We start from the raw sequence: 20,941 nt of genomic DNA on the forward strand, positions 1-20,941 counted from the left end.
CCGCGCGGCGCTGCGGCTCGGCGTCACGCAGCCGTCCGTCAGCTACGCGCTCGGCCGGCTGCGGCTGATGTTCCGCGACGCGCTGTTCGTGCGCACCGGCACCGGCGTCGAGCCGACGCCGCGCGCGCAGCGGCTCGCGCTGTCGGTCGACAAGGCGCTCGCGATCCTGCAGGACGTACTCGACGAAGGCTCGCGCTTCACGCCCGACAGCACGCAACGCGTGTTCCGCCTGCACATGAGCGATTTCGCGGCGAGCGCGTTCCTGCCGACGCTGCTCGCGGCCTTCGACCGCCGCGCGCCGGGCGCGGTGATCGAGACGCTGCACGTCGACGAATGCCAGCTCAATGTCGCACTCGAATCGGGGCGTATCGACTTCGCGCTCGGGCATTTCGCCGATGCATCGAGCCACTTCCAGCGCACCGCGCTGCTGCACGAGCGCTGCGTGCTGCTGATGCCGCGTCGCACCGCGCAGCGCGTCGCGCTGCCCGACGATTACGTGCTCGACGGCGACGCGCCCGACACGCTGCGCTTCGTCGCGGTCACGTCGCATCCGCAATCGATGCAGTTGCTGGAGCGGCACGGGCTGATGCCGCGCGTGCGCGCGGCGCTCCCTGATTTCATGGTGGTGCCCGCGCTGCTGCAGGACGGCGACTATGCGCTGATCCTGCCGGAGACGATCGCGATCACGTTCGCCGCGCGGCAGCCGTGCGCGCTGTACGAGATCGCCGGTGCGGGCGAATGGGCCGTCAACGCGTACTGGCACCGGCGCTTCGACGCCGATCCCGGCCATCGCTGGCTGCGTGCGCTGCTGCTCGAACTGTTCAACATCGGCGAGCTGGCGCCGTTCGACGCATGGCTCGCGCCGCAGCCGCCCGCCTGCGCGTAGCGGCGCAAGCGGGAAGGCACGCGGTTCCGGAGCGACCGAAACGCTCAGAACGACGTGAGGATGCCCGCGACGATCGAACTCGCGGTCGCGCCCGGCTTCGCGACCGCGACCCCGCCACCCGCCGCGCCGTTCACGACGAAGCGCGCATGCGCGCCGTTGCGCACCATCGCGGCGCCCGTGTACAGCACCGTGCGCTTCGACAGCGGATAGTCGAAGCGGATGCCATACGAATCGGCGTTGCCGTCGCTGTCCGCGACCTTGCGGTAGTGGCCGACGCTCAGCAACAGCGACGCACGCCCGATCGGCACCGTCGCGCTCAGCTCCATGATGTCGCTGTGCGGATACGCGCTCTGGCTGTCGATCGCGGTCGCGACGTCGGGGCCGCCGCGATGGCGCATGTACAGCGCGGCCACCTTCACGACGCTGAAATCGTACGAAATCGCGCCGAGCGTGTAGTTGCCGTTCGCGGCCGGGCTCGTGCCGCCGAGCGCGGACGCCGCCACCGGGCTGAACTTCTGCTGCATGGTGTCGACGTCGACCGACAGGCCGCCGCGCACGTAGTTGAGTCCCAGGCCGTACGTATCGCCGAGCGTCGACGGCTGCCCGGCCGCGCCGTTGGTGCCGCGGGCGGCCATCGCGCGCAGCATCAAGCCCGCATGGCGCGGCGACGTGTAGCGCATCGAGTTGCGCACGCGCAGGAACGCGGGCCCGACGAAGTTGTTCGTCGCATTGCCCCACGCGAGCCCCGCGCCGAGGCCCGGCAGGCTGTAGGTGACGAGCGTCGTGTGCAGGATCGTGTAAAGCTCGCCGAACTGCACGCCGCCGAACGGCCCCGTGATGCCGACCCACGCCTCGCGGCCGAACAGTGCGCTGCTGTTCGACAGTGCGCCGCTCGCCGCGTTGAAGCCATCCTCCAGCTTGAAGATCGTCGCGTAGCCGCCGCCGAGATCCTCGACGCCCTTCAGCCCCCACTGCGACGCGAACAGGTTGCCGCTGCCCATGCGCGTCACGTGGTTCGGCCCGGCGTTCGCGTATTCGATCGCGGTGTCGACGCGGCCGTAGAGCGTCACGCTCGATTGCGCGAAGGCGGGCAACGCCGCGCAGGCAAGCAGCGCGGCAAGCGGTACGGCAAGCCGGTCGGCCCGCCCGTTCGGTTGGTTCATCGTCGTCGTCCCGTAGAGTTTGCGGCGCAGTTCGGCGTCGCGCCGCGTGGTATGAAGCGCGTTCGCCGCGAAGGGCCAACGCCGCCGATCAAAAACGGGCCGAGTCTAGGAACGACAATTTCGGACGTCGACGCAATGCGCTCTATAACGCTTATAGATGCGCCGCATGAGGCACCTGCGCCCCGCCGCACGCGCGCTGCGCGGCGGCCGGTGCGCGGGACCCTGGTGTTTTCTTTATCCGGGTCGGTAAATGCCCGCGTGGCGCGGCTGTCACTCCGGCTATGGCGGCTGAATTTGGCCGACTACGCTGCGTCTCCGATACGTGCCCCCGCACGCTTTCGCGCCGCGACGGCGCCCGGCCCGCCAGGCCGCTGCCGCGCGTTTCCATCGCCCGCTCCTGGAGAATCCGCATGTCCGCATCCACGGCCCGCGCTGCCGGCAAGCGCTATACGTACGAATGGTATGTCGTCGTCATCTGCATGCTCGCGTACGTCTTCTCGTTCGTCGACCGCCAGGTCCTCGTGCTGATGATCGAGCCGATCAAGCGCGACCTGCACCTGTCCGACACGCAGTTCAGCCTGCTGAACGGCTTCGCGTTCTCGCTGTTCTATGCGGTGATGGGGCTGCCCGTCGCGTATCTCGCCGACCGCTATGCGCGGCCGCGGATCATTTCGCTCGGCATCGCGCTGTGGAGCGTCGCGACCGCCGCGTGCGGGCTCAGCCAGCATTTCGTGCAGATGTTCATCGCGCGGATGGGCGTCGGTGTGGGCGAAGCCGCGCTGTCGCCCGGCGCGTACTCGATGCTCGCCGACTACTTCCCGAAGGAGAAGCTCGGGCGCGCGATCGCCGTGTACTCGCTCGGCTCGTTCATCGGCGGCGGCGTCGCGTTCCTGATCGGCGGCTACGTGATCGCGCTGCTCAAGCATGCGAGCGCATTCACGCTGCCGGTGGTCGGGCAGGTGCATGCGTGGCAGGTCACGTTCCTGATCGTCGGGCTGCCGGGGATCGTCGTCGCACTGCTGTTCGCCGCGACCGTGCGCGACCCGCAGCGCAAGGGGCTGGCGCAGGATCGCTCGGGCGCCGTGCGACGCGTGTCGATGCGCGATTCGCTGCGCTTCGTCGGCACGCATCGCGCGACTTTCTCGTGCCACTACCTCGGCTTTTCGTTCTACGCGATGACGCTGTACTGCCTGCTGAGCTGGACGCCCGCGTTCTATATCCGCCACTTCGGGATGACGGCCGTCGAAGCCGGCTACACGCTCGGTATCGTGCTGCTGGTCGCGAACACGGGCGGCGTGTTCTGCGGTGGCTGGCTCAACGACTGGCTGCTGCGGCGCGGCCGCGAGGATGCGCCGATGCGCGCCGGTGCGATCGGCGCCGCATGCATGGTGATCCCCGCGACGCTGTTCACGCAGCTCGACTCGCTGCCCGCGTCGCTCGCGATGCTCGTCGTCGCGATGTTCTTCGCGTCGTTCCCGATGCCAACGTCCACCGCCGCGATGCAGACGCTCGCGCCGAACCAGATGCGCGCGCAGATCTCCGCGCTGTTCCTGCTCGTGTCGAACCTGATCGCGCTCGGGATCGGCACGACCGTCGTCGCCCTGTTCACCGATCGCGTGTTCGGCGCGCCGGCGGCGGTCGGTCATTCGATGTCGATCGTCAACGTCGCGGCGGCCACGCTCGCGGCGCTGCTGCTCGCCGCCGGGTGCCGGCACTATCGCCGCAGCCTCGACCGCGAACGCGGTCTTGCGTCGGCCACCGCGCCGCACGCGGCCGAAGCGGGCAACGCGATCGCCGCGCGCTGAGCACCGGCGCAATCGCGCCGCCCGACCATCATCCACCTCACTGATTCTGGTATCGCTTTTTAATCGATTTGATTTATGCGATGCCCATCCCTATTCTCGATCGCATGACGGCGCGGTGTCTGCCGCGCCGCGTTCCCCCTACCCCATGGATTGACCCATGCAAGCGAACCGCCACCAAGTCCGGATCGACGCGCTGATCGACGCGGCGCAGGACATCCGCTGTTTCCGGGTGTCGCGCGTCGACGGCCAGCCGTTCGACGCGTACGAACCAGGCGCCCATATCGATGTGACCGCGCCGTCAGGCATCACGCGGCAATACTCGCTGTGCGGCAACCCCGACGAGCGCGGCAGCTACCTGTTCGCGGTGAAGAAGGAAGCGCAGTCGCGCGGCGGCTCGCGGTCGCTGCACGACGACGTGCAAGTCGGCGCCGAGCTGTCGATCGGCGCGCCGCGCAACCTGTTTCGTCTGACGGATGACGCGAGCGAGCACGTGATGATCGCGGCCGGCATCGGCATCACGCCGCTGCTGTCGATGGCGTATGCGCTGCACCGGCGCGGCGCGCGCTATCGGCTGCACTACTTCGCGCGCAGCCGCGAGCATGCGGCCTTCGTCGACGAACTGTCGGCCGAGCCGTTCGCGTCGCACGTAACGTTCCACTACGGCGTCGAGCCCGCCGCGCTCGCGGCCGAGCTGAACCGCTGCGTCGAATCGGTCGACGCGCATGCACACGTCTATACATGCGGCCCGGGGCCGTTCATGGATGCGGTCGTCGCGGCGGCCGCGACGCGCTTGCCGGAAGATTCGATCCATCTCGAACGCTTCGCGGCGGAACCGGCCGCCGCCGATGCGGGCAATGCCGATGCCGGCGCCGGCCCGGCCGCCGACGGTTTCGAAGTGCGCCTGCAGCGCAGCGGGCAATCGGTACGCGTCACGCCCGACACGTCGATCGTCGACGCACTCGCACGCATCGGCATCGAGGTCGACACGTCATGCGGCGAAGGCGTGTGCGGCACCTGCATGGTGCCCGTGATCGACGGCGAGCCCGACCATCGCGACCATTGCCTCAGCAAGGCCGAGCGCGCGAGCAACACGGTGATCTGCTGCTGCGTGTCGCGTGCGCGCTCCGCGGTGCTCGTGCTCGATCTCTGATGCGCGCGGTTCGGGCGGCGTCCGTCAAGGACTTCGCGCGCGCTCGAACGGCTCGATGCATTCGGCCAGCCACGCGCGCCTCCAACGCACTGCCCGCGCTCTCGTGGATCACACGTCGCCGACGCGCTCGACGAGCTTGGCCAGCCGCGTGCGCATCCACGCGCTGCCCTCGTCCTCACGTGTCACGCGTCGTCGCGCGATCCGATCCGCACGGCAAGCAACGCGTGCAACCGTGCGTTGCTGGCGCGCTCATCGATCACACGTCATCGAACCGCTCGACGAGCTCGGCCAGTAACGTGCGCATCCACGCGTTGCCTTCGTCTTCATGGAAATGTTCGTGCCAGTGCATCGTCACCGGCGCGGGCGGCAGCGTGACGGGCAGCTCATACAAGCGGAATGCATTGTCGCGGTTCAGGATCTGCGCGAGCCGCTTCGGCAGCGTCGCATACAGATCGGTGACCGACAGCACGCTCGGCAGCGCGACGAAGTGCGGCACTTCGAGCGCGATGTTGCGGCCCACGCCCTGCGCGCGCAACGCATCGTCGAGCGCGTGGTGGCTGTGCTCGACCGATTTCACGTTGATGTGCGCGGCGCGCACGAATTGCTCGAGGCTCAGCGCGGTGCCGCTCGGCACCCCGCGCCGGCGGCCCGTCATGCACACGTAGGTTTCCTCGAACAGCGTCTGGTGACGCGTGCGCGGCATCAGCTCCGGCAGGTTGCCGATCGCGAAATCCAGCCGGCTCGCGCGCAACGCTTCCTCGATTTCCTCCACCGGCAGCGGCTGCACGCTCAGCGTCACGCGCGGCGCGCGCTCGCGCAGCGCCTGGCAGATCGCCGGCAGGTACGCCATCTCGCCCGCGTCCGACAGCGACAGCCGGAACGTGCGCGTGCTGGTGGCCGGATCGAAGCGCTCCGCATAGCGCAGCGCCACGCGCACCATGTCGAGCGCCTTGCCGACGATGCCCGCGAGTTCGAGCGCGACCGGTGTCGGCTGCATGCCCGCGCGCGTGCGCACGAACAGCGGATCGTCGAACAGCGTGCGCAACCGGCCGAGCGAATAGCTGACGGCCGGCTGCGACAGCGCGAGCCGCTCGCCGGCCTTCGTCAGGCTGCGTTCCTCGACGATCGCCTGGAATACGCGCAACAGGTTCAGATCGAGATGATCGACCGATGTCATCATCGCCTCCATCATTTGCCGTATTTATTGACCGGCCAATTTTAGATCAATTTGACGGATATGTAGTGGAAGACGAGACTGGGTACTCGACACCGCGCGTGACGCGGCCCGATTTCGCGACTCTTTCCCCACGACAACGATGAGCGACATTTCCTACCAGACGATCGACACCAGCGCGTTGCACGGCCTCGCGCAACCCGACCGCATCGCGCCCGCGATGTATCACGATCCCGCGCTGTTCGAAGCCGAGCTCGACCGCATCTTCTACCGCACCTGGATCTGGGTCGCGCACGAAAGCGAGCTGCCGAACCCGGGCGACTTCATCACGACGACGATCGGCCGCCAGCCGGTGATCGTCGTGCGCGACAAGACCGGCGAGATCAACGTGCTGCAGAACCGCTGCCGCCATCGCGGCGCGACCGTGTGCGAATCGCACAAGGGCAACGCGAAGGGCTTCACGTGCCCGTATCACAGCTGGTCGTACGCGCTCGACGGCACGCTGCGCGCGCTGCCGTACGGCGACGGCTACGAAGGCGTGTGCGAGAAAGGCGACCTGCCGCTCGTGAAGCTGCGCGTCGGCGTGTACCAGGGGCTGATCTTCGCGAGCTTCAACGACGCGATCGAACCGCTCGAGGATTTCCTCGGCGGCGCGAAGCCGTGGATCGACCTGTTCATGAAACAGGGCGCCGGCTACCCGATCAAGGCGAACGGCGAGCACAAGTTCAAGTTCAAGGGCAACTGGAAGATCCAGCTCGAGAACACGACCGACCTCTATCACTTCCCGGTCGTGCACAAGTCGTGGATGAAGTCGATCGACGACGAGACGGCCGCCGCGATCACGAGCTTCATGACGAGCGAGGACGCGTTCTGCCGCGGGCTCGGCAACGGCCACAGCCTCGCGGTGCTGATGCCCGAGCTGATCGACCTCGACGAAGACGACGGCGCGCCGCTGCCCGAGCGCTTCGCGCCGCTCGCGGCCAAGCTCGCCGAACGCCACACGCCGGAGGAAGTGCGCCGCATCGTGCGCTCGCTGATGGGCGTCGGCTTCAACCTGAACCTGTTCCCGAACCTCGCGCTGTCGATGGCGTTCTTCCGCGTGCTGCGGCCGATCTCCGCGAACGAAACCGAGATCCGCCACGTCGCGCTCGCGATGGACGGCGGCCCCGACGAAGCGAATCGCGAGCGGCTGCGCATTCACGAACACTTCCAGGGCCCGTTCGGTTTCGGCAGCCCCGACGACGCGGAAGCATGGGAGCGCGTACAGCGCGGCGCGCATGCGGGCCCCGACGTGCCGATCCTCGTGAATCGCGGGCTGAACCGCGAGACGACCGCCGCGAACGGCGAAAAGACCGCGCATGCAACCGACGAGACCGGCATGCGCGAGGCCTACCAGCAATGGCGCAAGATGATGGAGCAACAATGATGGACGACCGCAACGCCCTCTTTTCCGAGCAGACCTTCGCCCGCGCGGTCGAATTCGTGTGGCGCGAAGCCGAGATGCTCGACCGCCGCGACTATCGCGCGTGGCTCGACCTGTGGGACCCGGCCGGGCACTACGTGGTGCCGATCGATCCCGACACGACCGACTTCGCCGCGACGCTGAACTACGTGTTCGACGACCACGACATGCGCGAGAAGCGCGTGCAGCGGATGGTGTCCGGCTATTCGGCGTCGGCGACCGACGCGGCGCGCACGGTGCGCACCGTGTCGCGCTTCACGCTGGAAAGCGGCAGCGCCGACACCGTGGAGCTGAAATCGGCGCAGGTCGTCGTCGCGTACAAGCGCGGCGTCGCGACGCTGTTCGCGGCTGACGTCACGCACAAGCTGCACGTCGATGCGGAAGGTGAGATGCGGATCGCCGAGAAGGTCGTGCGCCTGATCGATTCGACCGAAGCGCTCAGCGCGATCGGCTTCCTGCTGTAAGCGACCACCGGTTCGCCCATCGCCAACGCAACGGTGAGCCGGTCACCTCCACCTGTAAGCGGCCACCGGTTCGCCGTCGCCGGCGCAACGGTGAGCCGGCCACCTTCACCTTTAAGCGACCACCGGTTCGCCCGTCGCCGACGCAACGGTGAGCCGGCCACCTTCACCTTTAAGCGGCCACCGGTTCGCCCGTCGCCAACGCAACGGTGAGCCGGTCACCATCACCTTTCCCGACGACCATGCCCACACTCGAAGTTTTCCTGCCGGCCGTCCATGACGACGCCCGCAAGGCCGAACTGATCGCACGGCTGACCGGTGCGACCGTCGATTCGATCGGCGCACCGATCGAATCGGTGCGCGTGCTGCTGACCGAATTGCCCGCGACGCACATCGGCCTCGGCGGCCGCAGCGCCGCCGACGGTGCACCGCCGTCGCTGCCCGTGATCGTCGCGATCCTGATCGCCGGCCGCACCGACGAGCAGAAGCGCGCGCTGATCGCTGCGTTGTCGGAGACAAGCGCCAGCGTGCTCGGCGCACCGCTGCAAGCCACCCGCGTGATGATCAAGGACATTCCGAACACCGATTTCGGCATCGGCGGGCAAACCGCACGGGCGCTCGGGCGCTGATCATGCGCTGCGCGCGTGCCTGCCCGCTCATGCACGACGGCCGTCGGGCGGCCGCGGCATCAAGCATTCCCCGGCGACGATGTGCCCGCCCGAGCCTTCGTCCCGGCGAGCGGCAGCGTCACGCGGCAGTCGAGCCCGCCGCCATCGGCCGGGCTCGCAGCGATCCGGCCGCCGTGGCGCGTCACGATGCTCTTGCACAGCGACAGCCCGATTCCGTTCCCACCGGCCTTCGACGACGAAAAGCCGTCGAACAGCCGGTCGTGCGCATCGGCCGCGATACCCGGGCCGTTGTCGATCGCGCGCAACTCGGCATGCCCGTCGACGTTCGCGGTGCCGAGCGTCAGCGTGCGCGGCACACGCTCGCAACCGGCGAACGCCTCGATCGCGTTGAACGCGAGATTCAGGATCACCTGCCCGATCAGCACGCGCTCGCAGCGGATCGGCAGCGGCGCGTCGGCCTGCACGATCGTGACCGTCACGCCGGCTTCCTTCGCGCGCAGTTCGATGAAATACGCGACGTCCGCGAGGATGTCGCGCAAGTCGGCGAGCGCGACGACCGGTTCGCGCTTCACGATGAACTCGCGCACGCTCTTGATGATCAGCGCCGCATGCTCGGCCTGGCGGTCCGCGCTGCGCAGCCCCCAGATCGCATCGTCGATCGCACCACGCCCGTTCAGCCGCTGCACCGCGCCTTCGATGAAATTGCGCACGGCCGCGAGCGGCTGGCTCAACTCGTGCGCGATCACGCTCGCCATTTCGCCCATCGCGTTGTAACGGCCCGCGTGTTCGAGCATGCGCGCTTCCGCGCGGCGCGCATCCTCGATCGCGACTTCGTCGCTCACGTCGCGGAACTGCACGAGCAGCCCGACGAGATCGTCCTCGATCTCGACTTGCCGGCACAGGATGCGCAGCCAGCACGACGAGCCGTCGCGCCGCACGATCCGGTAGCGCTGCGGCGCGGACGGATACGCGGACGGCGCATCGCGCAGCTGCGCGACGAGCCGGTCGCGGTCGGCCTCGGAGCAGTAGTCGAGCACCTCGCCGAGCGCTTCGTCGGGTGCGAGCCCGAGCACGCGGCGGCCCGACTCGCTGATGAACTGCACGCCGCCGTGCGGCGTGACGACCGCGATGCCTTCGTCGAGGTCCTGCATGAATTCGCGCAGCCGCGCCTCGTAGCGGCGCAACTGCTGGCGCACCGCTTCTTCCGCGCTGATGTCGCGGAACTGCACCATCACGACGTCGCGCCCGCGCAGCGGCACGTAGGTGGCGGTCGCCTCGGACAACATGTCGACGCCCGTGCGCGACCGGTAGCACCACTCGTACACCTGCGGCCCGTCGACGAGCGCGCGATCCCACGCGCTCACGGCGATCTCGCGCTGGTATTTCGGTTCGGGACGCGTCATGTCCGGCGCCTTCAGCGGCAGCAGCTCCTCGACGGAAAAACCGAGCGCGATGCACGCGGCGCGGTTCGCCCACACGATCGCCTTGGTGTGCGCGTCGTGCAGCAGCACGCAGGTCGTCAGCGCGTCGAGCAGCCGGTGGAAATCGTCTTCGTCGGGGAAACTCATGATCGGCTTCGGATGAGGCCGCGCGGCATCGCGCGGCCGGAAACCCAACATAGCACCGGCACGCGCCGCCCGCATCTGAAGATTTCTTTAGTGCGGCACGGAACGTCACCAGTCGCACGGCTTGTCGTCCCAATTGCTGCGTGTTTTCGGCGTTTCTAGACTGGTTGCATCGTCGTGACCACCCCGCATTCGAACCCCAATCCGCCCCAGGAGACAGCCATGCCCCACGCCGCCCTCGCCCTCGACACCGCACCGAGCGCTCCCCACGCGGCCAGCGAACCGGCCGCCCGGCTGTCGCCGCTCGACGCCGTGATCGAGACGGTCGCCGCGCGCCGCGAAGAATTCGACCGCCTGTCGCACGTGCCGCGCGACGTGATCGCGCTGTTCAAGCAGGCCGGCATCTATCGCGCGGGCACGCCGCGCCGGTTCGGCGGCGATGCGCTCGCACCGACCGCGTTCCTCGACATGATCGAGCGGATCGCGACCGCCGACGGCTCGGCCGCATGGGTCGCGAGCTTCGGCTCCGCGAACGTGTATCTGGCCGCGCTGCCGCTCGACACCCAGGCCGAGCTGTATGCGAGCGGCCCCGACCAGGTGTTCGCGGGCGGTTTGTTCCCGGTGCAGCCGGCCCAGCCCGCGCCGGGCGGCTGGCGCGTGAACGGCACGTGGAAGTTCGCGAGCGGCTGCAAGGGGGCCGACTGGCTCGGCGTCGGCATCGCCGTGCCGGGCGCGCAGGACGCCGCGCCGAACAAGCCGCGCACGGCCGTGTTCCGCGCGGCCGACGTCGAGATCGTCGAGAACTGGAGCGTGGTCGGCATGCAGGGCACCGGCAGCCACGACCTGCGCGTCGACGACCGCTTCGTGCCTGAAGCGTGGACCTTCGTGCGCGGCGGCGCGCCGACCGTCGACGAGCCGCTGTACCGCTATCCGACCGTCGCGTATGCGGCGCAGGTGCTGGCCGTCGTGAACCTCGGCCTCGCACGCGCGGCGCTCGACGTCGTGAACCGCATGTCGGGCGGCCGGCAGACGACAACCGGCGCACCGCGCCTCGCCGATCGCGCGTACTACCGCATCGAACTCGCGAAGGCCGAAGCGCAACTGCGCTCGGCGCGCGCGTTCTTCTACGACGCGACCGACGGCGTGTGGCAATCGATCCTCGCCGGCAACCCGGTGACGCCCGACCAGGTCAGCCTGCTGCGGCTCGCGGCCACGCAGATCGCACGCGAAGGCGCGAGCGTCGTCGAACGCGCGTACCGGCTCGGCGGCACGGCGGCGATCTATCGCACGCACCCGCTGCAGCGGCTGCTGCGCGACGCGATGGTCGTCACGCAGCACGCGTTTCTCGGCGAAGGCAACTTCGACGGCGCCGGCGCGGTGTTCACCGGCGTCACGCCGTTCCCCGGCTATCTGTAACCGGCATCGACCGAATTGCTTTGAACGCGCATGAAGCCGAAGCGCCGTCGCCGGCCGGTTCATGCGCCCCACCGATTCCTCTGGAGAACCTGATATGTCCGATTCGAATCCGCTGCCGCTGCGCGTCCTGTTCTGCTGCGGCGTGTCGCAAAACTTCTTCGACCTGCCGCGCGAGAAGATCGGCGAAGTGTGGCAGGCGTACGGCGCGATGCTCGCCGCCGTCGAAGCGATGCCCGGCGTGCGCGTGCTCGGCGTGATGGACGACGACCGCCTCGTGGTCGGCCAGGCCGACGGCGCGCCGTGGACCTTCTACATCATGGCCGACGTCGCCGACTTCGACACGACGGTCGCCGTGTGCAACCTGTATCGCACGACGCCGGTCGGCGAATACAACCTGTGGCGCTACGGCAAGATCGAGGCGCGCGTCGGCCGGGCGCTGACGGTTCCGCCGGCCGCGAAGCCCGCGGCGTGAGGCGCGCGATGACCGACCTGTCTCCCGGCCTGATCGATGTGCTCGCGCAGCGCGTGGCGGCGCTCGACGCCGAGCGCGCGGTGCGCGCGACGATCACGCGCTACATGGCGCTGTGCGACGTGCCCGAGGATGCCTGCGACGGCCCGTCGCTCGCCGGGCTGTTCACGCCCGATGCCGTGTGGGAAGGCATCGGCCCGCAGTATGCGCAAAAGTTCGGCCGCCTCGAAGGCACGGCCGCGATCGTCGCGATGCTGGGCCGCTACCTGCCGCCCGATCCGCACTTCTCGGCGAACCTGCACTTCCTGACGTCGGAGTCGATCGAGATCGGCGCCGGCAACACGAGCGCGCGTGGCCGCTGGATCATGCTGCAGGCGTCGCGCTACGCGGACGGCTCGGCCGAGTTGATCGCCGCGCGGCTGACCGTCGATTTCGCGCCGGCCGCTAGCGGCTCTACGTGGCTGATCCACCATTTCCGCACCGAGCGCGTGCTCGACGGCCCCTGGCCGCTCGCCGCCGCGCCACGGCCCTGATTCCTGCTCCTTTTCACCGCTTGCTCACGATACCGACCATGACAGGCTTCATCGACACCTTCACGCTCGGCGGCCCCGGCCCCACGATCGCGATCAAGGACACGATCGACATCGCGGGCTATCCGACCCGTGCGGCGAGCCGTGCGCTCGCCGACGCACCGCCGGCCACGCAACACGCGGACGTCGTCCGCCTGCTGCTCGACGCGGGCTGGCAGATCGCCGGCAAGGCGAACATGCACGAGCTCGCATTCGGCATGACCGGCATCAACGACTACACGGGCACGCCCGTCAATCCGCAGGATGCGACGCGCATTCCGGGCGGCTCGTCGAGCGGTTCCGCTTCGCTCGTCGGGCTCGGCACGGTCGATGCGGCGCTCGGCACCGACACGGGCGGCTCGATTCGCGGGCCGGCTGCCTGCTGCGGCGTGGCCGGGCTGAAGCCGACGTTCGGCCGCGTGTCGCGACGCGGCGTCGCGCCCGCCGACACCACGCTCGATTGCGTCGGGCAGTTCGCACGCGATATCCGCACGCTGGCTGCGGTAATGGCCGCGATCGCGCCGGGCTTCGATCGTGCGCAAGCCGCGGCCTCCGTGGCAGGCTGCACGGTCGCGCACGTCACGGTCGACGCCGACCCGGCCATCGCCGCCGCGCTCGATGCGGCCGTACGCGCGTCGGGCCTGCGCTCGCACGCCGTCGTGCTCGACGACATGCCGGCGTCGTTCGCCGCCGGGCTCACCGTGATCAACGCGGAAACCTCGCGCGCGTTCGGCCATCTCGTCGAAACCGGCAAGCTCGGCGCCGACCTCGATGCGCGATTGCGTGCGGCCGCAACGACTACGCCTGCGGCATTGAAAGAAGCCGAAGCCGTACGCGCGCGCTTCACCGCACAGGTCGACGCCGCACTCGAACACGCGGACGTACTCGTGCTGCCGACGCTGCCCGCGCTGCCGATCACGCTGCAGCAGGCGCGCGATGGCGTATCGGTGATCGCGATGTCGTCGCTGATCCGGCCGTTCAACCTGAGCGGCCATCCGGCACTCAGCCTGCCGCTGCCGCTCGCCGGTTCGCCGCTGAAGGCCGGCCTGCAGATCATCGGCCGCAAGGGTGCGGACGAACACGTCTGTGCGATTGCGGCACACTTCGAAACGGCACTCGCCGCATGAACCACGATGCGGGCGCGACATCGATGGATGCGCGCTCGCGAACCACGGAATCACACACCATGTCAGACCGAGTCGTCCTCGTCACCGGCGCCGCGCGCGGGCTCGGCGCCGTCATCGCCGAACGTTTTCATGCGGCCGGCTACCGCGTCGCGCTGGCCGATATCGCCGCCGACGCCATCCAGGCGCATGCGCGCGAACTCGACCCGAGCGGCGAACGCGCGATCGCGCTGCCGCTCGACGTCACGTCGAAACGCGATTTCGAAGCCGCGCGCGATGCGCTCGTCGCGCGCTGGGGCACGATCGACGTGCTCGTGAACAATGCGGGCGCATCGAAGGTCGTGCCCGCGATGGAGATCACGGCCGAGCAGTTCGACCAGGTGATCGACGTGAACCTGCGCAGCGTGCTGTTCGGCTGCCAGGTATTCGGCCAGTACTTCGCGACGCGCGGCGCGGGCCGTATCGTCAACATCGCGTCGCTTGCCGGGCAGAACGGCGGCTCGGCGACGGGCGCGCACTACGCGGCCGCGAAAGGCGGCACGCTGACGCTGACCAAGGTGTTCGCGCGCGATCTCGCCGCGCAGGGCGTGACCGTCAACGCGATCTCGCCCGGCCCGCTCGATTTGCCGATCGTGTATGAAAGCGTCGCACCGGAGAAGCTGCGCCAGGTACTCGCGAGCCTGCCGGGCGGCAAGCTCGGGTCGGCCGGTTTCGTGGCGGATGCCGCCGTGCTGCTCGCGTCGGGCGACGCGCATTTCGCGAATGGCGCGTGCTGGGACATCAACGGCGGGTTGTACATGCGCTGAGCGTCGAGCGCTGCGTGCAGCGCTTCGTCGAATCGCGGCGAGACCCTATCGCGACGCTTCCCCGTCGTCGCCCCACACGACCATCACGTCGCGCACGAGCGCGGCGATCGACGTCGCGCCGAGCTTCTCCTTGATGCTCGCGCGATGCACGTCGACGGTCTTCACGCTGATCGACAGATCCGACGCGATCTGCTTGCTGCCCTTGCCGTCCACCACGCCGCGCAGCACTTCCTTCTCGCGCGCGGTCAGCGCATCGAGCCGCTGGCGCAGCTCGCGGTGACGCTGGCTCACCGCATGCCGCTGCTGCGCGAGCCGCAGCGCGCGTTGCACGCGCTCGAGCATCTGCTGCGAGTTGTACGGTTTCTCGACGAAATCGATCGCGCCGTTCTGCAGCGCACGCACGGACATCGGGATATCGCCGTGCCCGCTGACGAAGATCACCGGCAGCGTCGCGCCGCGCGCGTTCAGTTCCGCCTGCACGTCGAAGCCGCTCTTCTCCGGCATCCGCACGTCGAGCACCAGGCACGCAGGGAGGTTCACGTCGAAGCGCGCGAGAAAATCGGTGGCGTTCGCGAACCCTTCGGACGCGATGCCGACCGATTCGAGCAGCCACGCGAGCGACGTCCGCATGCCGTTGTCGTCGTCGACGATGTATACGATCGGTGCGGGTGACGTCATCGCGGGTGTCTCACTGAATATCGGTATCGGTATCGCACGCGCCGCATACGGGGCCGGGTGCCGGCGCGTCGTTCGCTGGGGGTGTGCGGCACATCATAACGAGCCGAAAACCCGCTGAAAACCCCTTCACGTGCCGCATGAACGCGCAATCCCGATTTTTTTCGCGCGGTGCGGCGCGCATCTAGGTAGAACCTTTAGACGCGTTGGCGAGAACGCCATCTCCATCGTCAATCGTGCGAATGGTCGCCGGCATTTTCGCGTCGTACGCTTGGGTCATCGTCGGCGATCCGGCGCTGCACCGGCAGTGCCACGCGATCGCCGCGTTCGTCCAACCAGGAGCGCCCATGTCTTCCACGACCGATATCCAGCGACCGGCACGCGTCGAGCCGACCGACGCGCAGAAGGCCTTCCGGCAAGCGATGGCCCACCTCGGCGCGGCCGTCAACGTGATCACCACCGCCGGGCCGCACGGCCGCTGCGGCATCACCGCGAGTGCCGTGTGCTCCGTCACCGACACGCCGCCGACGCTGCTCGTGTGCCTCAACCGGTCGAGCGCGATGCGGGCGACGTTCGAACGCAACCGCCACGTCTGCATCAACGTGCTGCCGGCCGAACACGAGCTACTCGCGCGGCATTTCGCGGGGCTCACCGACCTGCCGATGGAGCGCCGTTTCGACCTGCCCGTGTGGGATCGCGGCGAGCAGGACGTGCCCGTGCTGCGCGACGCGCTCGCGAGCCTGCAGGGCACGATCGCCGACATGAAGGAAGTCGGCTCGCATTCGGTGATGTTCATCGAGGCGACGTCGATCCGCGTGCGCGACGACGGCGACAGCCTGATCTACTTCAGCCGTGCGTTTCATCGCGTGTCGCGCACGGCGTGCGTGCGGTGAATGGCGCGTGTCGCGCGTAATTACGCGGCGGCTCGCAACGCGCGCTGCCCGGCCGCGAGCGCGGCGCCCGCGAACAGCGTCAGCGCCGAATACACGAGCCCGCGTGCGAGCCCGGCACTATCCGACACCCAGCCGATCGCGACCGGCCCGGCGATCTGCCCGAACGCGAAGACCGTCGTGAACGCGCTGATCCCCTTCGCCCAGCCGTCCGGCGGCAGGTTGTGGCGCACGAAGGCCGTCGTCGATGCGACCGCCGACAGGAACGTCGCGCCGAACAGCACGCCCGACGCGAACGCGGCCACCGGATGCACGAACATCGCCGGCATCAGCGTCGCGATGCCGAGCAGCGCGTTGAGCACGGCGAGTGCCTGGCCGCCGCGCATCCGGTCGAGCAGCCCCGACCACAGCCGCGCCGACACGACGGTCGCCACGCCGAGCATCACGTAGAACGCGGCAACCACCGTGCCGCTCATCCCCGCGCCGCGCAACAGCGCGACGATGAAGGTCATGTAGCCGATATAGCCGACGCCGAACAGGCCGTAGCCGGCCAGCGCGAGCGCGAAGTGCGCGGGGCTCGCGGTCGCGGCCGGCGCGCCGCCATCACGCGGCGCAGTCGGTGCCGCGTGCACGCGCTCGATGCGGCGCGCGGCCGACACGGCCACCGCCGAGAACAGCACGCACGCGAACGCGAGCGCGAACCACGCGGGTTGCCAGCCGTGTACACCGTGTGAGAGCGTCGCCGGCACGAGCAGTGACGATGCGACGATGCCCCATCCCGTGCCGCCGTAGTAGAGCCCGAGCAGCAACCCTGCATCGCGCGGCGACGCCGATGCGAGCCGCGCGGCCAGCACGCCGCCGCTGATGAAGATCAGCGCGCTGCCGACGCCGGTCGCGAGCCGCTGCACGAGCAGCGCATGCATGCCTGACGTGAGCCCACATGCAGCCATCAACAGCGCAGTCAGCACGCACCCGGCCGCCAGCAGCGAGCCTGCTCGCCAGCGCCTCGACAGCCACGGAAACGCGAGTGCGCCGACCAGGTACCCGGCCGCGTTCGCCGTGTTCAGCGCGCCGGCCTGCGCGAACGTCCAGCCGAGATCGGCCTTCATCGGCGGCAGCAGCAGCGCATACGAAAAGCGCGCGAGGCCGAGCGCGATCGCGCTGCCGAGCGACAGGCAGATCGCGAGCCGCCATGCGGCGATGCGATCGGGGTCACGTTCCGGGAAGGTGTCGGTCGCGCCGGTGTCCGGCCGCGACGGGCCGGCCTGCTCCGGTTGCGGCGCTGCGCGCATCGCATGTCTCCTTGGTCGTTCGAAGCCGCGGCCAGTCGTGACGGCGGAACCGGTGTTCCGCACGCGCCAATCCCGACTGTCGAGGCTTCCGATTCTGTCGGACGATCATACTTGAGCCGTCGCGGGCCGGCATGCGTTGTCGATAGCAGCCCGGCCGCGGCAGCCGGATCGTCCATGCATCGCCCGCCGCAAGCCATCGCGAGAGTACGTCGGCCGCCTGCCCGCGCTACCCCCGCAATCCCGCCATGAAAGCCGTGAACAACGCGCGTCCCTCGGGCCATTCCGCCAATCCCGCTTCCGTATTCAGATGGCCGCGCGGGCCGAGCAGCAACGGCGTCGCGCCGCGCGCTTGCGCCCATGCAATGCCGCGCCCGGCCGGGTCGTACCCGTCATCCGAACTGGCGATCGCCAGCACCGGCAAGCCGCCGAAATCGCCCGCCGGCACATCCGCGAACGCACGGGCCGCAACCGGAAAACGCGGGCCGCCCGGATCGGGCACCGCCACGAGCCATGCAGCGCGCACGACGCGCGTCGACGCCGCCCGCCAGTGCGCGAACAGCAGGCACCCCAGCGAATGACAGATCACCACCGGCGGCGTCGCGGCTTGCGCAACGGCTTCATCGAGCGCCGCCATCCAGTCGCGCAGGTCGGGCGCATCCCATGACGCGGGCGCCATGCGCGCGGCGCCCGGCAGCTCAGCCTCCCAGTGGCTCTGCCAATGATCCGGTCCCGAGTTGCCGATCCCCGGCACGATCACGATCGTCTGGCCCATCTCCGTCTCCATGAATAAGCGAGCTCGCAGTCTGGCCTGCCGGAAACCGGCCGGGAATGGCAAATCATCGGATATTGAGACAATATGCCGATGAATTAACGGAGCGGGAAAGCGGACATGTCGAACGGAGAGCTCGATCGCCTGAATCTGTCGATCCTCGAGGCGCTTCAGGACAATGCACGGATGCCGCTGTCAGAAGTGGGCCGCCGCATCGGCCTGTCGCAGCCGGCTACGTCGGAGCGCGTCAAGCGGCTGGAAGAGCGCGGCATCATCGCGGGCTACGGTGCACGGATCGACCCGGCCGCGCTGGGGCTGGGGATGATGGCCATCATCCGGTTGAAGACGACGCACGAACACATCAAGCCCGCGCTGCGTGCGTTCGCGGAGATGCCGCACGTCATCGAGGTCCACCGGATGACCGGCGAGGATTGCTTCCTGCTGAAGGTCCTGGTGCCGACACCGGGACAACTCGAAACCATCATCGATGCGATAGCCCGCTTCGGCGCGGTCACGACGTCACTCGTGCTGCGATCCGAGCCGGCCAAGCCGCTCGGCAAGGCGCTGCTCGGTTGACACGGGCAGCGGGCTGCCGATGAGCGGCGACGCGTTCGCGCGCATGCACGGTCGCGGCAAACACCATCAATCACGACGATCGCGGCGATCGAATTCCCGATGAAAAAGCGCCGAATGCAATGCAACGCTTGGAATTCCTGTCCTTGAAAAAATGACGTGGAATCCGCCATTCGCTTTATCCGTGCTTTACGTCACGCGCCCCGCCAATCCCCCGTGTTTAGCACGCCTCGGCTAAAAACCTTGCAACGCATTGCATTCGTAAAATCATCAGACTAATATCAACGCCACTCGTCGCGCATTCACGAAATACGTGATGAGGAGTGGCAACTTTTTAGCCGCGCTTTCATGTTGAATCACTCATGTTCACCACAGGAGAATTGACATGCAGGACACCCAGCAGATCGAATTGCTTGACTGGATGCAGGAAGACACGCACCCCGAGGCCGTCGACATGATGGTCGAGGACGCCGTGGTGCCGTTCGGCACCGCGCTCTGGCCGGTCTGAGCGGGCCACCCGTTCTCGCGGAAGGGCCGCGGCCCTTCCGCCGCTTCCGGAGACACGCATGCTGAACCTGCACCGCGCGCTGGGCTTCCACCCCGCGCTGCGCGACAAGCTGGCGCGCGGCGAGTCGGGAAAACTGCTGGTCGGCCATGACACCCGCAACCGCGACATCGCGTTGCGCGCGTTTTCCGCCCTGCCCGATTCGCTCGACGCGACCACCCTCTGCCTCGAAAGCACCCCACCCGCCGATATCGCCGCCGCGCTCGATCGCGCCGATCTGTTCGTGCTGCTGTACGACTCGTCGTGCCTGCCGACGCCGTCGCCGAGCGGGCCGCCGTTCCTTGCCGCGATCCGCCCCGCGATCGTCGAGCACTGGAGCAAGTCGGTGCTGTTCAAGGATTACGGCCCGCATCTCGACGAGGCGTTCGCCGAATCGCTCGACGACATCGCGGCACGCAACGGCCGGCTGATCGACGCGGCCGCACGCGCATCGCGGATCCGCTTCATCGACGAAGCCGGCAACACGCTGACGGGCTCGCTCGCGCCGGACCAGAAATGGACGAGCGTGGACGGTATGGGCAACCTCGACGTCGTGCCCGGCGAGATCGCGACGCACGTCACCGACCTCACCGGCTCGGTCGTCTTCAGCGGCACGTTTCTCGGCACCGTGCCGTTCGCGATCAAGTACAAGGTGGCCGAGCAGCTCGCCACGCTGCAGGTCGAGAACAGCACGATCGTCGGGTTCGACACGGACAACGAAGGTTTCCGGCGCGACTTCTCGACCTATCTCGACCGGCATCCGAATCACCGGCGGATCGAGGAATTCGGCATCGGCACGAACCTCGGGATACGCGGGCTGTACGGCCGCAACGCGGGATTCGAGGAACGCCATCCGGGCCTGCACCTCGGGCTCGGCGGCGGCGAAAACGGCAGCCACCATCTCGACCTGATCTTCGCGCGCGGCACGCTCGCGCTCGACGACCGGATCGTGTTCGACGGCGCGTTCGCCGTCTGACGAAGCGGCTGCGTGCTCAGGCTTCGGCGGCCGCCGTGTCGCCGAGCCACTTGAACATCACGAGGCTGTCGACGAAGCCGAGCCGCGCGTGACGGTACGCACGCGGCAGCCGGCCGACGATTTCAAACCCCAGCTTCTGCCACAGCGCGACCGCCACTTCGTTGGTCGACACCACCGAGTTGAACTGCATCGCGAGGAAACCGCGCTCGCGTGCGACCTGCTGCGAGTGCTCGCACATCAGGCGCGCGACGCCGCGGCCGCGCGCGGCCTCGCTCACCATGTAGCCGCAGTTGCTCACGTGATTGCCGGGGCCGCCTGCGTTCGCCTTCAGGTAGTACGAGCCCAGGACCACGCCGTCCTCTTCGGCGATCCACGTGCACAGCGGCGCATCGAGCCACAGTGCGCGCGCCGCTTCCTGTGTCGGCGACGCATCGAATGCATAGGTTTCCTGAGCGGCGACGATCGCGCGATAGGTCGGCCAGAAGCGCGGGAAATCGTCGTCGGTCATCGGGCGAATCGTGATCATGCGAAGTCTCTCGTGAT

Annotated in this window: 22 protein-coding genes; 15 read left to right on the plus strand and 7 right to left on the minus strand. The window is 68.5% G+C overall.

The window, feature by feature from the left end:
* Positions 1-886: LysR family transcriptional regulator (locus G3N98_RS21120; RefSeq protein ID WP_206149131.1), on the plus strand; the 886-nt coding region annotated here is incomplete at its 5' end.
* Positions 887-930: 44 nt separating this feature from the next.
* Here G3N98_RS21120 and G3N98_RS21125 read toward each other — a convergent pair.
* The gene (locus G3N98_RS21125; protein WP_206149132.1) at positions 931-2,049 is read right to left on the minus strand and encodes a porin; all 1,119 of its coding nucleotides are present in this window, start codon (positions 2,047-2,049) and stop codon (positions 931-933) included.
* Positions 2,050-2,459: 410 nt separating this feature from the next.
* On the opposite strand from G3N98_RS21125, the gene G3N98_RS21130 reads away from it, so the two are divergent.
* The gene (locus tag G3N98_RS21130) at positions 2,460-3,854 is read left to right on the plus strand and encodes an MFS transporter (protein ID WP_206149133.1); all 1,395 of its coding nucleotides are present in this window, start codon (positions 2,460-2,462) and stop codon (positions 3,852-3,854) included.
* 157 nt (positions 3,855-4,011) lie between these two features.
* A complete protein-coding gene (locus tag G3N98_RS21135) occupies positions 4,012-5,004 on the plus strand; it encodes a PDR/VanB family oxidoreductase (RefSeq protein WP_206149134.1) in 993 nt (330 codons plus the stop codon).
* Positions 5,005-5,260: 256 nt separating this feature from the next.
* Here the strand turns inward: G3N98_RS21135 and G3N98_RS21140 are convergent, their stop codons facing one another.
* The gene (locus tag G3N98_RS21140) at positions 5,261-6,181 is read right to left on the minus strand and encodes a LysR family transcriptional regulator (protein WP_206149135.1); all 921 of its coding nucleotides are present in this window, start codon (positions 6,179-6,181) and stop codon (positions 5,261-5,263) included.
* Positions 6,182-6,320: 139 nt separating this feature from the next.
* Here G3N98_RS21140 and G3N98_RS21145 point away from each other — a divergent pair, with 139 nt between their 5' ends.
* From G3N98_RS21145 to G3N98_RS21155, 3 genes are all read left to right on the plus strand, one after another.
* Positions 6,321-7,604, plus strand: a complete 1,284-nt coding sequence (locus tag G3N98_RS21145) for an aromatic ring-hydroxylating dioxygenase subunit alpha (RefSeq protein WP_089432213.1) — start codon at positions 6,321-6,323, stop codon at positions 7,602-7,604.
* Positions 7,601-8,104 carry an aromatic-ring-hydroxylating dioxygenase subunit beta gene (locus G3N98_RS21150; RefSeq protein ID WP_089463584.1) on the plus strand — a complete coding sequence of 168 codons (504 nt, stop codon included), beginning with the start codon at positions 7,601-7,603 and terminating at the stop codon, positions 8,102-8,104. Before G3N98_RS21145 ends, G3N98_RS21150 begins: the two co-directional genes overlap by 4 nt.
* A gap of 239 nt (positions 8,105-8,343) precedes the next feature.
* Positions 8,344-8,730 carry a tautomerase family protein gene (locus G3N98_RS21155; RefSeq protein ID WP_206149136.1) on the plus strand — a complete coding sequence of 129 codons (387 nt, stop codon included), beginning with the start codon at positions 8,344-8,346 and terminating at the stop codon, positions 8,728-8,730.
* A gap of 59 nt (positions 8,731-8,789) precedes the next feature.
* Here the strand turns inward: G3N98_RS21155 and G3N98_RS21160 are convergent, their stop codons facing one another.
* Positions 8,790-10,373: an ATP-binding protein gene (locus G3N98_RS21160; RefSeq protein ID WP_206149137.1), complete on the minus strand. Its 1,584-nt coding sequence runs from the start codon at positions 10,371-10,373 to the stop codon at positions 8,790-8,792.
* Between the two features lie 144 nt (positions 10,374-10,517).
* On the opposite strand from G3N98_RS21160, the gene G3N98_RS21165 reads away from it, so the two are divergent.
* From G3N98_RS21165 to G3N98_RS21185, 5 genes are all read left to right on the plus strand, one after another.
* A complete protein-coding gene (locus G3N98_RS21165) occupies positions 10,518-11,711 on the plus strand; it encodes an acyl-CoA dehydrogenase family protein (protein WP_206149138.1) in 1,194 nt (397 codons plus the stop codon).
* A 94-nt stretch (positions 11,712-11,805) separates the two neighbouring features.
* Entirely contained in the window at positions 11,806-12,183 is a 378-nt protein-coding gene (locus tag G3N98_RS21170) for a hypothetical protein (RefSeq protein ID WP_011356094.1), read from the plus strand.
* 8 nt (positions 12,184-12,191) lie between these two features.
* Positions 12,192-12,713 (plus strand): nuclear transport factor 2 family protein, encoded by a 522-nt coding sequence (locus G3N98_RS21175; protein ID WP_206149139.1) that lies wholly within the window; start codon positions 12,192-12,194, stop codon positions 12,711-12,713.
* 38 nt (positions 12,714-12,751) lie between these two features.
* Positions 12,752-13,876, plus strand: coding sequence for an amidase (locus tag G3N98_RS21180; protein ID WP_206149140.1), 1,125 nt, complete (start codon positions 12,752-12,754; stop codon positions 13,874-13,876).
* 59 nt (positions 13,877-13,935) lie between these two features.
* A complete protein-coding gene (locus G3N98_RS21185; protein ID WP_011356097.1) occupies positions 13,936-14,679 on the plus strand; it encodes an SDR family oxidoreductase in 744 nt (247 codons plus the stop codon).
* Positions 14,680-14,724: 45 nt separating this feature from the next.
* On the opposite strand, the gene G3N98_RS21190 is transcribed toward G3N98_RS21185, so the two are convergent.
* Positions 14,725-15,357 carry a response regulator gene (locus G3N98_RS21190; protein ID WP_011356098.1) on the minus strand — a complete coding sequence of 211 codons (633 nt, stop codon included), beginning with the start codon at positions 15,355-15,357 and terminating at the stop codon, positions 14,725-14,727.
* Between the two features lie 344 nt (positions 15,358-15,701).
* On the opposite strand from G3N98_RS21190, the gene hpaC reads away from it, so the two are divergent.
* Positions 15,702-16,247, plus strand: coding sequence for a 4-hydroxyphenylacetate 3-monooxygenase, reductase component (gene hpaC / locus G3N98_RS21195; RefSeq protein ID WP_089475615.1), 546 nt, complete (start codon positions 15,702-15,704; stop codon positions 16,245-16,247).
* A 20-nt stretch (positions 16,248-16,267) separates the two neighbouring features.
* On the opposite strand, the gene G3N98_RS21200 is transcribed toward hpaC, so the two are convergent.
* Positions 16,268-17,536 (minus strand): YbfB/YjiJ family MFS transporter, encoded by a 1,269-nt coding sequence (locus G3N98_RS21200; protein WP_206149141.1) that lies wholly within the window; start codon positions 17,534-17,536, stop codon positions 16,268-16,270.
* Positions 17,537-17,762: 226 nt separating this feature from the next.
* Entirely contained in the window at positions 17,763-18,308 is a 546-nt protein-coding gene (locus tag G3N98_RS21205) for an alpha/beta hydrolase (RefSeq protein ID WP_206149142.1), read from the minus strand.
* Between the two features lie 117 nt (positions 18,309-18,425).
* Between G3N98_RS21205 and G3N98_RS21210 the strand changes: the two genes are divergently transcribed.
* The 3 genes from G3N98_RS21210 to G3N98_RS21215 all read left to right on the plus strand — a co-directional run bounded on the left by G3N98_RS21210 (position 18,426) and on the right by G3N98_RS21215 (position 20,398).
* Entirely contained in the window at positions 18,426-18,881 is a 456-nt protein-coding gene (locus G3N98_RS21210) for an Lrp/AsnC family transcriptional regulator (RefSeq protein ID WP_206149143.1), read from the plus strand.
* 382 nt (positions 18,882-19,263) lie between these two features.
* Positions 19,264-19,386: a hypothetical protein gene (locus G3N98_RS40210; RefSeq protein WP_006766865.1), complete on the plus strand. Its 123-nt coding sequence runs from the start codon at positions 19,264-19,266 to the stop codon at positions 19,384-19,386.
* A gap of 58 nt (positions 19,387-19,444) precedes the next feature.
* The gene (locus G3N98_RS21215) at positions 19,445-20,398 is read left to right on the plus strand and encodes a leucyl aminopeptidase (RefSeq protein ID WP_206149144.1); all 954 of its coding nucleotides are present in this window, start codon (positions 19,445-19,447) and stop codon (positions 20,396-20,398) included.
* Positions 20,399-20,414: 16 nt separating this feature from the next.
* Here the strand turns inward: G3N98_RS21215 and G3N98_RS21220 are convergent, their stop codons facing one another.
* The gene (locus tag G3N98_RS21220; protein WP_206149145.1) at positions 20,415-20,924 is read right to left on the minus strand and encodes an N-acetyltransferase; all 510 of its coding nucleotides are present in this window, start codon (positions 20,922-20,924) and stop codon (positions 20,415-20,417) included.
* Positions 20,925-20,941: the final 17 nt, after the last annotated feature.

It is taken from the genome of Burkholderia sp. Tr-20390 (assembly GCF_017104595.1).
GTDB lineage: Bacteria > Pseudomonadota > Gammaproteobacteria > Burkholderiales > Burkholderiaceae > Burkholderia.